Origin of the sequence: Allobosea sp. CRIB-10 (genome assembly GCF_900112185.1) — a bacterium.
GTDB lineage: Bacteria > Pseudomonadota > Alphaproteobacteria > Rhizobiales > Beijerinckiaceae > Allobosea.
In genome coordinates this window covers 96,613-110,840 of record NZ_FOKP01000019.1, presented here as the reverse complement: position 1 = coordinate 110,840, position 14,228 = coordinate 96,613, and the positions used below count along the sequence as shown (strand labels likewise).

General features: G+C 66.6%; 12 protein-coding genes. 6 read left to right on the top strand and 6 right to left on the bottom strand.

Going from position 1 to position 14,228, the window contains the following annotated elements; genetic code table 11:
- Positions 1-122 precede the first annotated feature (122 nt).
- Complete coding sequence (locus BMZ69_RS21570; RefSeq protein ID WP_092160618.1) at positions 123-788, bottom strand: GntR family transcriptional regulator; 666 nt, start codon at positions 786-788, stop codon at positions 123-125.
- 86 nt (positions 789-874) lie between these two features.
- On the opposite strand from BMZ69_RS21570, the gene BMZ69_RS21565 reads away from it, so the two are divergent.
- From BMZ69_RS21565 to BMZ69_RS21550, 4 genes are all read left to right on the top strand, one after another.
- The gene (locus BMZ69_RS21565) at positions 875-1,501 is read left to right on the top strand and encodes a TRAP transporter small permease (RefSeq protein WP_092160616.1); all 627 of its coding nucleotides are present in this window, start codon (positions 875-877) and stop codon (positions 1,499-1,501) included.
- Positions 1,501-2,769, top strand: coding sequence for a TRAP transporter large permease (locus BMZ69_RS21560; protein WP_092160614.1), 1,269 nt, complete (start codon positions 1,501-1,503; stop codon positions 2,767-2,769). The genes BMZ69_RS21565 and BMZ69_RS21560 overlap by 1 nt, the downstream gene beginning before the upstream one ends.
- Positions 2,770-2,802: 33 nt before the next feature.
- Entirely contained in the window at positions 2,803-3,792 is a 990-nt protein-coding gene (locus BMZ69_RS21555) for a TRAP transporter substrate-binding protein (RefSeq protein WP_092160611.1), read from the top strand.
- Between the two features lie 72 nt (positions 3,793-3,864).
- Positions 3,865-4,821, top strand: a complete 957-nt coding sequence (locus BMZ69_RS21550; protein WP_092160609.1) for a dihydrodipicolinate synthase family protein — start codon at positions 3,865-3,867, stop codon at positions 4,819-4,821.
- 228 nt (positions 4,822-5,049) lie between these two features.
- On the opposite strand, the gene BMZ69_RS21545 is transcribed toward BMZ69_RS21550, so the two are convergent.
- The 5 genes from BMZ69_RS21545 to BMZ69_RS21525 all read right to left on the bottom strand — a co-directional run bounded on the left by BMZ69_RS21545 (position 5,050) and on the right by BMZ69_RS21525 (position 11,116).
- Positions 5,050-5,775: a DUF1028 domain-containing protein gene (locus tag BMZ69_RS21545; protein WP_092160606.1), complete on the bottom strand. Its 726-nt coding sequence runs from the start codon at positions 5,773-5,775 to the stop codon at positions 5,050-5,052.
- Positions 5,776-5,786: 11 nt separating this feature from the next.
- The gene (locus tag BMZ69_RS21540) at positions 5,787-7,595 is read right to left on the bottom strand and encodes a gamma-glutamyltransferase family protein (protein WP_210188066.1); all 1,809 of its coding nucleotides are present in this window, start codon (positions 7,593-7,595) and stop codon (positions 5,787-5,789) included.
- A gap of 17 nt (positions 7,596-7,612) precedes the next feature.
- Complete coding sequence (locus BMZ69_RS21535; protein WP_092160601.1) at positions 7,613-8,485, bottom strand: ABC transporter permease; 873 nt, start codon at positions 8,483-8,485, stop codon at positions 7,613-7,615.
- Positions 8,485-9,429, bottom strand: a complete 945-nt coding sequence (locus BMZ69_RS21530) for an ABC transporter permease (protein WP_092160598.1) — start codon at positions 9,427-9,429, stop codon at positions 8,485-8,487. The genes BMZ69_RS21535 and BMZ69_RS21530 overlap by 1 nt, the downstream gene beginning before the upstream one ends.
- A gap of 181 nt (positions 9,430-9,610) precedes the next feature.
- Positions 9,611-11,116, bottom strand: a complete 1,506-nt coding sequence (locus BMZ69_RS21525) for an ABC transporter substrate-binding protein (RefSeq protein WP_092160596.1) — start codon at positions 11,114-11,116, stop codon at positions 9,611-9,613.
- 346 nt (positions 11,117-11,462) lie between these two features.
- On the opposite strand from BMZ69_RS21525, the gene otnK reads away from it, so the two are divergent.
- Complete coding sequence (otnK, locus tag BMZ69_RS21520; protein WP_092160594.1) at positions 11,463-12,728, top strand: 3-oxo-tetronate kinase; 1,266 nt, start codon at positions 11,463-11,465, stop codon at positions 12,726-12,728.
- An 84-nt stretch (positions 12,729-12,812) separates the two neighbouring features.
- Positions 12,813-14,141, top strand: coding sequence for a malonyl-CoA decarboxylase (locus tag BMZ69_RS21515; protein WP_092160592.1), 1,329 nt, complete (start codon positions 12,813-12,815; stop codon positions 14,139-14,141).
- Positions 14,142-14,228 lie beyond the last annotated feature (87 nt).

Below are 14,228 nucleotides of genomic sequence, written 5' to 3'. Positions count from 1 at the left end.
CGTTTGGGAACAACGCCGTCATGCTCGCCCTTGTGGCGAGCATCCACGTCTTGAACGTCGCATTGCCCGAAGGAAGACGTGGATGGTCGGGACAAGCCCGACCATGAAGGAAAGGGGAGCTCTTACCCCTTCCCGCGTTCCTCCAGGAACGCCACCAGATCGCGCCTAACCAGCTCGATATGGTCGACGAGGAGGCGGCACGCCTCCTTCATCGCTCCGGCGCGGCTGAGCCGGATCAATTCGTTGTGCTCTGTCCGCGCCCGCTCTATCGAGGAGCTGCGCTGCAACTGCAGCCGCGTATAGCGGTCGCTGGTCTGCAATAGCCCCGCCACGATAGCGAGTGTACGCGGCTGGGTCGCCCGAGCGTAGAGCGCCATATGGAAATCGGCGTTCAGCAGTCCCCAGCGGCTGATGTCGCGCGCCGTCATCGCCTCCTCGAACGCAGCCTCCATCCCGGCGACGGCGGCGAAGTCCTCAGCCGTCAGCGTCGGCACCGAACTCGCGAGCAAACGCGGTTCGAGCAGCTTCCTCAGCTCGAAGACGTCGTTGATCTCGTCCAGCGACAGGCCTGAAACGATCGCGCCCTTGTGCGGCACGATCCTGACGAAGCCCTCGGCTTCGAGCTGGAACAGCGCCTCGCGCACCGGGATGCGGCTGACCTCATAGGCCTGCGCCAGCGCGTCCTGCCGCAATTGCGAGCCGGCCGGGTAGCTGCCGTCGAGGATTTCCTGACGGAGCCGATCGACGATCGCCGAGGACAGTGTGCGGTGCTTCAGGGGAGGCGACATCGCGGGCACCCTAGCTGGTCGCGCTGCGAAAAACCATTGACACGTAGATTTTATACAATCTACAAATCGTCAAGGGGAAGGCAAGCATGAACAACGAAGCTGTCGCGGCGAAAGGCCGCTCCATGGCCGTGCCGGAGGCGATCGTCGCCATGTCCGGGCGACTGCTCCGGGTCGAGCACCGCGCCATCCAGGGCCTGATGTTCCTGCTCTCGGCGCTGATCCTGCTCAACGTCGTCACACGCTACACCGGCTATCCGATCTACTGGATCGACGAATCCGCGGTCTATAGCGTCGTCTGGCTCACCTTCATCGGCGCCTCCGCCATGACGCGCATGCGGCTCGATTTTGCGGTGACCATGCTGACCGAGCGCTTCTCGGAGCGTGGTGCCGCGATCTTCCGGGTGATCGCGACGCTCGGCGTCGTGCTGTTCGGCATCAGCCTCGGCGTGATGTGCTGGCTCTGGCTCGATCCGGTCGGGATCGCGCAAGCGGGCTTCGATGCCAGGGAATACGCCGCCGGGTCCTTCAACTTCATCTACACCGAGCGCACCCAGACGCTGAACTGGCCGACCTGGGTGATCTACCTGATCATGCCGCTCTTCGCCTTCACCATGACACTGCATGCGCTGGCGAACCTGTTCGAGGATCTCGGCCTCGTCGCCAGGCAGGAGTTGCCCGGCTTCGCCGCCAATGCCGACGGGGTGGTGAACTGATGGCACTCACGATTGGAGCCTTCTTCGGCATCATGCTGGCCGGCGTGCCGATCGCGCTGTGCCTGTGCCTCGGCGCGCTGATCTACATGGCGGCGACCGGCAACATGCAGCTCCTGCCGAACTACCCGCTGCAGATGTTCGGCGGCGTCGACAGCTACGGGCTGATCGCGATCCCGCTCTTCATCCTGATCGGCGAGATCATGAATGGCGGCGGCATCACCCGCCGCATCGTCGATCTCGCCATGGCCTTCGTCGGCTCGCTCAAGGGCGGGCTGGCCTATGTCAACATCCTCGCCAACATGTTCGTCGCCTCGATCCTCGGCTCGGCCACGGCCCAGGTCGCGATCATGGCGCAGGTCATGGTCCCCGAGATGGAGCGCAAAGGCTACGACAAGGACTTCGCCGCCGGCCTCACCGCCTATGGCGGCATGCTCGGCCCGATCATCCCGCCCTCGGTGATGTTCGTCGTCTATGCCGTGCTGGCCCAGGTCTCGGTCAGCGACATGCTGCTGTCGGGCATCGTCCCGGGCGTGCTTCTGACGGTCCTGTTCTTCCTGATCATCGCCGGCATGGGCTTCGTCTACAACTATCCGGCCGGCGACAAGCTCTCCCTGCGCGAGCGGGTCAAGATCGTGCTGGGCGCCGCGCCGACGCTGCTGATCCCGATCGTCATCGTCGGCTCGATCCTCGGCGGGTTCGCCAATGCGACGGAGGCGGCGGCCGTCGGCTCGGTCGCAGCGCTGCTGATCGGCCGCTACTGGACGAAGCAGCTCAGCTTCGGCCAGCTGCCGCAGATGATGCTGCGCGCCGGCGTCTATTCGGCGATCGTGCTCTTCCTCGTCGCCGCAGCGGCCGTGTTCTCCTGGGTGCTGGTCTACGGCAAGGTCCCGCAGAGCGTCGCCGCCTCGATCCAAGCGATCGCCAAGGATCCGGTGACCTTCATGCTGCTGGTCAACGTCATCCTGCTGGTGATCGGCACGGTGATCGACGGCATCCCCGGCCTGATCATGACGGTGCCGATCCTGCTGCCGATCGCGACCGAGGTCTATGCCATCGACCCCCGGCATTTCGGCGTCGTCGTGGTGATCAACCTCGTGCTCGGCCTGCTCTCGCCGCCAGTCGGCCTGTGCTTCTTCGTCGCCGCCGCGGTGACGGGGGCCAAGCCCGGCAAGATGTTCCTGGTGACGCTGCCCTTCTTCATCATCTCCTGCGTCCTCCTGGTCCTGCTCTCGATCTACCCATGGCTCTCGCTGGCCCTGGTGAAGTGAACCCGCCTGCCAACCAATAAGGGGAGTACCGTCATGACCATTTCACGCCGTCATCTCATCGCTGCCGCGGCGACCCTGCCGATCGCCAAGCCCGCGCTGCTGCTTGCCCAGAGCAAGGAGCTGCGCCTTGGCATCCTGACCCCGAACGGCCATCCCTGGAACGTCGCGGCCGTCAAGGTCGGCGAGCGGCTGAAGGCCGAGACCAATGGCCGGCTGAACCTGACGGTCTTCCACTCCGGCCAGCTCGGCAACGAGGCGGCGATGCTGCAGCAGATGCAGTCCGGCGCGCTCGACATGGGCTGGATCATGGCAGCCGAGCTCGGCTCGCGCGTGCCGGCGATCGGCGCGATCACCGCACCCTATATCGTCGACTCCACCGCCAAGATCGCCAAGTTGGTGCGCGACCCCGTCGCGATGAAGCTGTTCGACGTGCTGCCGCGCGAGACCGGCTGCGTCGGCCTGGCCTGGGGCATCACCGGCATGCGCGCCGTGTTCTCCGCCAAGGAGATCGACGGCGTCGCCGGCATCAAGGGCATGAAGCTGCGCATCAACCCGACGCCGGTCTATCGCGACTTCTACCAGCTGCTCGGCGCCGCTCCGACGCCGATCCCGACGCCGCAGGTCTTCGATGCCATGACCAACGGCCAGGTCGACGGGCTCGAGGCCGACCTGGAGTTCTCCTGGAACCAGCGCTTCGACAAGGTCTCCAAGACCATCCTGCAGATGAACGCGATCTTCATGCCGGTGATCGCGCTCGCCTCGGGCCGTGTCTGGCAGGGCATGCCGGCGGCCGATCGCGAGCTGATCCAGAAGACGGTCCGCGCCGCGCTCGACGAACAGATCGACGCGCTCGCGGTCAACGAGCCCAAGCTGGTCGAGCAGTTCAAGGCGGCCGGCGCCAACTTCAAGCTCGCCAATCCGAAGGATGCCGAGGCGGTCGTCGCCGAGTTCGACAAGATCTGGCTGCCCAAGGCGCCGGTGCTCGCCGACCTGCGCAAGGCCGGCAAGGCGATCACCGCCTGATTTTTTAGTCTACTATCCTGGCTGCGGGCGCTTCGTCCGCAGCCGCCTCCCTCCCGCCAGCGGACCCCTGTCATGACCAAGAACATCTTCAGCGGCACCATTCCCGCTTTGATGAGCCCCTGCACCGCCTCGGGCGACGTCGACTACGCCGAGCTGGTGCGCACCGGCCGCCATCTGATCGACGCCGGCATGTCGGCGGTGGTCTATTGCGGCTCGATGGGCGATTGGCCGCTGCTCACCGACGAGCAGCGCATGGAGGGCGTCGAAGCCCTGGTGAAGGGCGGCATCCCGCTGATCGTCGGCACCGGCGCGCAGAACCCGAAGCGCGCCGCCGCGCTCGCCGCCCATGCCAAGCAGGCCGGCGCGCAGGGCCTGATGGTCATCCCGCGCGTGCTCTCGCGCGGCTCTTCGCTCCAGGCCCAGCGCGCCCATTTCGAGGGCATCCTGGAAGCCGCGGTCGACCTGCCCTCGGTGATCTACAACAGCCCCTATTACGGCTACGAGACCAAGGCCGACCTGTTCTTCGCGCTGAACCAGCGCTTCCCGCATCTCGTCGGCTTCAAGGAATTCGGCGGCGGCGCGGCGCTGACCTATGCGGCCGAGCACATCACCAGCCGCGATCCGAAGCTGACCCTGATGGTCGGCGTCGATACGCAGGTCACCCACGGCTTCATCCGCTGCGGCGCCGGCGGCGCGATCACCGGCATCGGCAATGCGCTGCCGAAGGAAGTGCTGCACCTCGTCGCGCTCTCGCAGAAGGCCGCTGCCGGCGATCCGCAGGCCGAGCGCGACGCGCTCGAGCTGGAGCGGGCGCTGTACGTACTGTCGTCCTTCGACGAGGGTGTCGACCTCGTGCTCTATTACAAGCACCTGATGGTGCTGGAGGGTCACAAGGCCTATGAGCGCCATTTCAACGACGCCGACAGGCTCTCCGACGCCCAGCGCAACTATGTCGAGACCGAATGGCGCCGCTTCAAGAGCTGGTACGCCAAGTGGGCGGCTGAGGGGCGGGCGGCGAAGGCGGCGTGACGTCAGCCGTCTTTCCGGGGCAGGCCGAAGGCCTGAGCCCGGAACCCATGAACACTGCACTCACCGTCATGGTCGGGCTTGTCCCGACCATCCACGTCTTCGCCTTACTGATCGAGCGGAGCGTTCAAGACGTGGATGCTCGCCACAAGGGCGAGCATGACGAACTGGATCAACGTCGTGGTCATGGTTCCGGGCCCGCCGCTACGCGGCGCCCCGGAATGACGGACACTACTCCGGATGCCGCGCGTTCCACGCCTCGGCGTATTCCGCGCACAGCCGGTCGAGCTCGGCCCGGTCGGTGACGCCGGCAGGCCGCGCCCTTGACGGCGAAGCCTGCTGGAACGGCACGGAACGCTGATGCGCCACCCGCCAGATCCGGCGCAGTTCGGCGAGCGGATCGGCATGGTCGTCGACCCTGATGTCGAAGCTCGGCACCGGCTCGCTCGCCCAGATCCGGATCGCGCAGGACTGCCGGCCGCGCTTGTCGCCGCCGGCCTTTTCGCCGGCTTCGAGCGCCACCAGCAGCCGCTCATCGAAGTCGAGCCCTGAGTTCTCGACATAGGCCTTCAGCGTCTCCTGGACGACGTCCGGACCGGCCAGCATGTTGCCGGCGACCGAGACCTGCGGCCCGTTCACCGCCCCGCACCAGTCGATGCAGGCATTGCCGGTATAGGAGGCGGTGCGGCCGTCGCGGTCGATCAGGTGCAATTGCCGATGCGCCCGGCCTTCATCGGCCGCGGTCAGGTTGGCGATGATCTCGACCGAGGAGCGCCCTTCCTGCAGCAGCCTGAGGCCATCGACACCGTAGAGCGGGTTGACGAAGGCCTGCGTCGCGATCGCACCGACCCGGCCGCAGCCATAGGGCACGCGCGAGCCGACGGCGAAGGCGCAGGTCGAGACGGCGACGCCATAGGCGCCGGTCGCGGCATCGCGCGCGACGATTGACCAGGTCATAGGCTTATTCCTCAGCGGCCGGCGGCGTAGGCCTGCATCAGACGCGGGGTCGCCGCGGCGCGCAAGAGGCCGTTGGCGCTCTTCTCGGCAGCGGTCAGACGGCCGACCGTCCAGGCCGGCGCCCGCTCCAGCTCATGTCCGCGGCGGATAAGATCGGCCAGAACAGCCTCGCCGACGCTCTCCTCGACCGTGAGATGGCCCGGCCGCGCCTCGCGCGGATAGAAGGTCGAGGGGAAGTGCTGGGTGTGGAAAAGCGGCAGGTCGATCGCCTCCTGCAGATTGAGGCCGTGATGCACCCGGCGCAGGAACATGCCGAGCTGCCATTGCTCCTGCTGATCGCCGCCCGGCGTGCCGAAGGCGAGGCGCGGCTCTCCGTTCTCGAAGGCGATGGTCGGGGTCAGCGTCGTGCGCGGGCGCTTGCCGGGCGCGAGCGAGGAGGGCAGCCCCTCTTCGAGGAAGAAGGCCTGGGCGCGCGAGTTCAGCGGGAAGCCGAGCTCGGGGATCACCGGCGAGGATTGCAGCCAGCCGCCCGAGGGCGTCGCCGCGACCATGTTGCCCCAGCGGTCGATCACGTCGATATGGACGGTGTCGCCGCGCTGCGAGGAGGCGACCATAGAGGCGAGCGTCGGCTCGCCGACCGTCGCGCTGGTCGCCGCGCCATGCTGGCCGGCAATCCGGATATTGGCGAGCGCCTGTGCGACCTGCGCTTCGAAGCCAGCGACCGCTCCGGGACGGATTTCGAGCGAAGCCTCGTTGCCGATCAGCGCGCGCCGGCCGCGGGCATAGTCGTCCGACAGCAGCGTCGCCAGCGGCACCTTCACGAAGTCGGGATCGCCGTAATAGGCCTCGCGATCGGCGAAGGCGAGCTTCATCGCTTCGGCGACATGGTGGATGAACTCGGGGCTGGCCGGGCCCATTGCGGAGAGGTCGAAACCTTCGAGGATCTTCAGCGTCTGCAGGAAGACCGGGCCCTGGCCCCAGGGGCCGATCTTGAACACCTCCCAGTCATGATAGGTCACGCTCGCCGGCGCCTCGTAGTGCGGCGTCCAGCCGGCCAGGTCCTGCGCGGTGAGCAGGCCCTTGTGCCGGCGGCCGGTCGAATCCATCGGCGCTTCCGTGCGGCAGAAGGCGTCCATCGCTTCGGCGACGAAGCCCTTGTACCAGGCATCGTAAGCGGCCTGGATCTGCTTCTGGCGATCGCCGCCGGCGGCTTCCGCCTCGGCGAGGATGCGCTTGTAGGTCGCGGCCGCCACTGGATTGCGGAAGAGCTCGCGGCCCTTAGGGACGTTGCCGCCGGGCAGGTAGACCGCGCCCGAGGTCGGCCATTCATTGGTAAAGAGGTCGCTGAGGCCTGCGATCGTGTCGGAGACGCGCGGCAGCATCGGGTGACCGTTCTCGAAATAGCCGATCGCCGGCTCCAGCACCTCGCGCAGGGGCAGCCGGCCATGGTCGCGCAGCATGGTCATCCAGCCGCCGAATGCGCCGGGGATCACGGTGGAGAGCAGGCCGTCCCCGGGGATGATGTCGATGCCGAGGTCCTTATAGGCCTTGATCGTCGCGGCGGCCGGCGCCGGCCCCTGGGCGCAGAGCACTTCGACCTTCCTGGTCTCGGCCGAATAGAACACCGCCGGCATGTCGCCGGCCGGGCCGACGAGGTGCGGCTCGACCACCTGCAGCACGAAGGCGGCGGCGGCGCAGGCGTCGAAGGCGTTGCCGCCCTTCTCCAGCATCGCCATCCCGGACGCGGTCGCGAGCCAATGCGTCGAGGTGACGACGCCGAAGGTGCCGAGGATCTCGGGGCGGGTGGTGAACATGATCAGTTCCTTGGGTAGCAGGATCAGGATTCTTTGGGATCGAGCGCATCGCGCAGGCCGTCGCCGAGCAGGTTGAAGCCGAGGACCGCCAGGAAGATGGCGATGCCGGGCGCCACCGACATCCACGGCGCCTGCTCCATGAAATTCTTGGCGACGTTGAGCATCTGGCCCCAGGACGGCGAGGGCGGCTGCTGGCCGAGGCCGAGGAAGGAGAGGGCGGCTTCCAGGATGATCGCCTGCGCCATGAACAGGGTCGCCTGCACGATGATCGGCGAGAGCGTATTCGGCAGGACATGGACCAGCATCAGGCGCAGGTCGCGCGCGCCGACCGAGCGGGCGCCCTCGACGAAGTCCTCCGCCTTGACCGTCATCACCTGGCCGCGCACCAGCCGGATGAAGATCGGCACCGCCGAGAGCCCGATCGCGATCATCGCATTGGTCAGCGACGGTCCGAGCACGGCGGCGAAGGCGATGGCGAGGATCAGGAACGGGCAGGCCAGCAGGGCCTCGGTGACACGCGAGATCACGATGTCGATCCAGCCGCCATACCAGCCGGCGGCGAGCCCGAAGGGAATGCCGATCGCCAGCGCGATCGCAACCGAGACGATGCCGGCGAGCAGCGAGGTCTGTGCGCCATAGAACAGGCGCGATACCTGGTCACGGCCGAGCTCGTCGGTGCCGAACCAGTACAGCTCGGAAGGCGGCTTGCGGATCGCGAGGAAGTTCGACTTCAGCGGATCGGCCAGCGGCAGGATCGGCGCCAGGATCGCCAGCAGCACAAAGGTCAGGACGAGGGCTCCGCCGATCAGCGCCGAGCGGTTGCGGACGAGCCGTCGCATCACACCCGGGCGCGCCTGCAAGGGGCCGGCCGCGCCGGTCTCGGTCACGGCGCTCATCAGGCGTTCCTCAGGCGCGGATTGGCGAGGATATAGAGGACATCGGCGAGCAGGTTCATCAGGATGAAGCCGAGCGCCGTGCACAGCACCACGCCCTGGACGACGCCATAGTCGCGGTTGAAGACGGCATCGACGATCAGCTTGCCGAAACCGGGGATGGTGAAGACCTGCTCGGTCAGCACCGCGCCGGCGAGCAGTTCGCCGAACAGCAGCGTCGACAGGGTGATGATCGGGATCAGCGCATTGCGTAGCGCGTGGCGGTTGACGACGGTCTGCTCGTCGAGCCCCTTGGCGCGCGCTGTGCGGACATAGTCGGAGCGTAGCACTTCCAGCATGGCCGAGCGGGTATGGCGCATGATGAAGGCCGAGAGCCCGCCGCCGAGGACGAAGGCCGGCATGATCAGGCGCTCGATCGCGGCCTTGGGGTCGACGAAGATCGACTCGAAGCCCGAAGCCGGCAGCCATTTCAGCTCCACGGCGATGACGAGGATCAGCATGATGCCGAGCCAGAAGTTGGGGATCGACAGGCCGGACAGAGCGAGCGCGCTCGCCGAATAGTCGACGATGGTGCCCTTGCGTCGCGCCGCGATGATTCCGGCCGGCAGGCCGATTGCGAGCGCGACGATGATCGAGGCGGTGGCGAGCTGGATCGTCACCGGCAGCTTCTGCAGGATCAGGGTCAGCACGGGCTCGCCGGTGCGCAGCGAGCGGCCGAAATCACCCTGGAGCACCTGGCCGAGCCAGGCGAAGAACTGCACGACGATCGGATCGTCCATTCGGTAGATCGCGCGCAGGCGTGCGATCACCTCGGGATCGCGCTCCTCGCCGGCGATGACCAGGAACGGGTCGCCCGGCAGCGCCCTTTGTAGGGCGAAGACGAACAGCGACACCAGGAACAGCGTCGGGATCGCGATCAGGACGCGTCGGCCGATCAGCGCGAACATGGCTGCCTTCTCCCTCCCCCCGCTTGCGGTGGGGAGAGCTGGGGTGGGGGGCAGCGCCGCTTGGTGAAACGATTCAGGATGGAGTTCTGGCTTTCCGGCCCTCCATCCCTAACCCTTCCCCACCGCAAGCGGGAGGAAGGGGACTTGTCGGCGCATCCCGCAGAATAGGCCATGGGGCCAATCACGACCGCTTCAATCCCGAGAGCCGGATCATCCCGTCGGGATTGATCACGAAGCCCTGGAGGTTTGAACGCAGCGCGAAGAAGACGGTCTGGTTGTAGAGATAGACGATAGGCAGTTCGTCCTGCAGGATCTTCTGCGCCGCGTCGTAGCGCTTCTTGCGCTCGGCGACGTCGTAAAGCGTGCGGGCCTCGTCGAGCAGCTTGTCGACCTCGGCATTGGAGTAGCGCCCGTCGTTCTGGTTGCCCTTGGTCGTGACGAACTGGTGGATATTGCCGTCCGGATCGATGCGTCCGGACCAGCCGATCCGGCTCATCTGGAACTTGCCCTGCTGCTGGTCGCGCAATTGGCTGGCGAACTCGCTCGAGCGGATCTGGATGTCGATGCCCGCTTCCTGCGCCATCGCCTGGATGACCTGACCGAGCTGGGCGTCGACCGGGTTGTTGGTGACGAAAAGCTCGACGCTGACCTTGGCGGCCCCGGCTTCCTTCAGCAGCGCCTTGGCCTTGGCGACGTCGCGCTCCGGCACGGGCAGGACGGCGGAAAGATACTGGTTGCCGGGGTTGAAGGGCTGGTTCATCGGCGCATAGAGCCCCTCGAACACCACCTGGCTCAGCACCTTCCGGTCGATCGAGAGCGACAGCGCCTGCCGGACGCGCTTGTCCTTGCCCATCGGCTGGTTGGCGGCGTCGCCATGGTTGGTGTTGATGGTGATGCCCTGATAGCCGAGATTGGCAGTGCTCTCGACCTTGAGGCTCTTGTCGCCCTTGGCCGATTTCACGTCGGTCGGGGCCAGCCGCTCCAGCATATCGAGCTCGCCGGCGCGCAGGTTGGCCAGCCGGACCGTGGTGTCGGGGATAGCGCGATAGACGATCCGGTCGAACTGGTACTTGTCGGCTTCCCAGTGCCCCTTGAACTTCTCCAGCACGATGCGGTCGTTCTGGACGCGCTCGACGAACTGGTAGGGGCCGGAGCAGACCGGCTTCGCCGAGATGTCGGGGCCGAGGCTCTTCGGCGACAGCATCATGCCGGCGCGGTCGGTGAGCTGGGCGAGGAGCGTCGCGTCGGGCCGCTTCAGCTTGAGGATGAGGGTCGCCGGATCGGGAGCCTCCACGCTCGCGACCGAGGCGAGTTCGGATTTGCGCAGCGAATCCGGCAGCGTCATCGCCCGTTCGAGATTGGCCTTGGCCGCCTCGGCGTTGAAGCTCTCGCCATCATGGAACTTGGCGTCGGTCCGGAGCTTCATCGTCAGCGTCAGCCCATCGCCCGAGAACGACCATTGCGTCGCCAGCCGCGGGATGATCTTCAGCTCCGGGTCGATGTCGACGAGCCGGTCGCACAACCCCATGAAGACGATGCGGCCGACGAAGGTGCGGGCCTTGTGCGGATCGAGCACATCGGGGTCCTCCTGCAGGCCGATGCGCAAGGTCGATGGCGATTGGGCTTGAGCTGGAAGAATGGCGAGGCCGAGCAGAGCCGCGGACGCCAGCAGAACGATACGTTTCATCGCTGTTCCCCTCATCGTTGTTTTGCTTTGACCTTGGCCCCTTTCCCGAGACTCCATCGCTCTTGCGGCGATCACGGAGCTTCGCGGGGCATTCCTGTTTGGTCCCATTCGGTACCAAGCTGGCGTTTGCGGTGATCGTCGATAGGGCTTTCCTTGCCCAGGCCGAGCTTGGCCAGAAACATTCCATGCCGTGGTGTCTGGTGCAATGGATACAATGTGACGGCGTGGAGCAGGGGTTGCATGGCGGTGGCGCGGTGATGGCCTCTCGCCGCGCGCGCCAATTCTGGTATGCAAGATTTTCGCCGCGGGCCATTGCCCGCGAAAGAAGGCAAGGGAAGGTCAAACAATGCTGCTGGGTGTGATTGCCGACGACATGACGGGCGCGACCGATGTCGCCCTGACGCTGAACCGTGCCGGGATGCGCACGGTCCAGGTCATCGGCGCCCCCGCTGCCGGGGCAAAGCTGCCCGAGGCCGACGCCGTCGTCGTGGCGCTGAAATCGCGCACCAATCCTGTCGCGGAGGCGGTGGCGGATTCGCTCGCCGCCTGCGAAGCGCTGCTCGCGGCCGGTGCGCGGCAGATCCTGTTCAAATACTGCTCGACTTTCGACTCGACCGCCAAGGGCAATATCGGCCCGGTCGCGGACGCGCTGATGCAGCGCCTCAATGCCCATCAGGCGATCGTCTGCCCGGCCTTCCCGGCCAATGGCCGCTCGATCTTCCAGGGCTATCTCTTCGTCGGCGAGGTGCCGCTGCAAGAGAGCTCGATGAAGGACCACCCGCTGACGCCGATGCGGGATGCCAACCTGATGCGGCTGATGGGTGCGCAGACTCCTCAGAAGGTCGGGCTCGCCTCCTATGCTTCCGTCAACCAGGGCGCCGCCGCCGTGCGCAAGCGCCTGGCCGAGCTGGCCGCCGACGGCGTGCGCTATGTCGTCACCGACGCGCTCGACAACGGCCATCTGATGGTGCTCGGCGAGGCCATCTCCGACCATGTCCTGCTCACCGGCGGCTCCGGGATCGCGATGGGACTGCCCGAGAATTTCCGCAAGGCGGGGCTCTTGCCCTGGCGCGAGACCGCGACGCATCTCGCCGCCCCGACCGGCCGCGCCGGCATCATCTCCGGCAGTTGCTCGGCGGCGACGCGCGGCCAGATCAAGGCGGCGCTCGCGGTCGGGATCCCGGCGCTGAAGGTCGATCCGCTGGCGCTGGCCGGCGGCCAGCAGACGGCGAAGGAACTGGCGGACTGGGCCTTGGCTCAGCCCGTCGACAAGCCCTTCCTCGTCTATTCCAGCGACGATCCGGCCGAGGTCGCTTCGGTGCAGGACAAGCTCGGCCGCGACAAGGCCGGCGAGATCGTCGAGCACGCCTTCGCCGAACTCGCGCGCCTGCTCAACGCCGGCAGCGTCACCCGCCTGCTCGTCGCAGGTGGCGAGACCTCCGGCGCGGTCGTGCAGGGCCTTGCCATCCGAACGCTGGAGATCGGCCCGGAGATCGACCCCGGCGTGCCGTGGACCCGTGTCGTCGACGGGCCGGAGATGGTGGTGGCGTTGAAGTCGGGGAATTTCGGCGCGCCCGATTTCTTCCTCAAGGCGTGGCAGCTGTTGAAGTAGGGCGATCGTGTCGCGGACCGTCGCATTTGCACTGCGATAAACTCGTATAGGATAGGCGGCTCAAGCGAGGCTTTGGGGGTGCAGATGGCGTTTCTTGGCGATCTCCTGACCAGCGTCGCCGATCGCGGCCGGGCGCTGATCAATTTCGAGCGCTTCGCCTCGAACCGCCGGCGGCCGCTCGACAAGCTCTGCGAGGATCTGCTCTCGGGCCGCGGCGAGGCCTCGGGCATGGCACTGGCGCAGGCGGTGCTGGAGGATTGGGAGCAGCTCGACGACGCCGGCCGGCTCGCCTTCTTCCGCCTGCTGCATGAGCGCTTCGGCCCCGACCACGAGCGGCTCGAAGCCGCGCTGGAGCGTTACCGTGACAATCCCGATGCCGAGGCGATCGGGCAGCTCCATCTCGCCTCGGAGCCGCGCCGGCAGGAGCTCTTCCGCCGGCTCAATCTCGCGCCCGGCGGGACGCATGTGCTGGTGCGCATGCGCGAGAGCCTGTTCGAGGCGATGAAGGAGGAGCCGGAGCTCAAGGCGGTCGACGCCGATTTCCGACACCTGTTCGGCTCCTGGTTCAATCGCGGCTTCCTGGTGCTGCGCCGGATCGACTGGACCACGCCGGCCAATGTGCTGGAGAAGATCATCCGCTACGAGGCGGTCCACGCCATCAAGGACTGGGATGATCTGCGCCGCCGGCTCGAGCCGGCCGATCGGCGCTGCTTCGCCTTCTTCCATCCCCAGCTGATCGACGAGCCCTTGATCTTCGTCGAGGTGGCGCTGACCCGCGAGAGTCCGAGCCGCATCGTCGACGTGCTCAGCGAGGATCGCGAGGTGTTGCCGGCCTCCTCCGCCACGACGGCGGTGTTCTATTCGATCTCCAATTGCCAGGAGGGTCTGCGCGGCATTTCCTTCGGCAATTTCCTGATCAAGCAGGTCGCCGAGGATCTGAAGCGGGAGCTGCCGGGCCTCGACGTATTCGTCACGCTCTCGCCGGTGCCGGGCTTCGCCCGCTGGCTAGGCCAGGAGCTGGCGGAACCGGCCGGGCTCGGCCTGACCAATGAGGAGGCGACGCTCTTGATGCAGTCGCCGGCTGAGGTCGCCAAGCAGGACGAGGTCACTCGCGCCCGCCGCGACAAGCTGCTCGGCCAGATGATGGCGCAGTACATGCTGCGAGCCCGCACCTCCTCTGGGCGTGTGATCGACCCGGTCGCCCGCTTCCATCTCGGCAATGGCGCGCGGCTGGAGCGCATCAATGTCGGCGGCAATCTCTCCGACCGGGGCCAGCGCGAGTCGCATGGCGTCATGGTCAATTACCGCTATGAGCTGGGCGACATCGAGACCAATCACGAAGCCTTCGCCAGCCGCAACACCGTCGTCGCCTCCTCCTCGGTGAAGAAGCTGCTGCGGCCGGCCAACAATTGATTCACGGAGCCCTTCAGGTCATTTGAAGGGTTGAGCCCTCATCCTGAGGTGCGCCAAAGGCGCGTCTCGAAGGATGCTCCAGGAGGT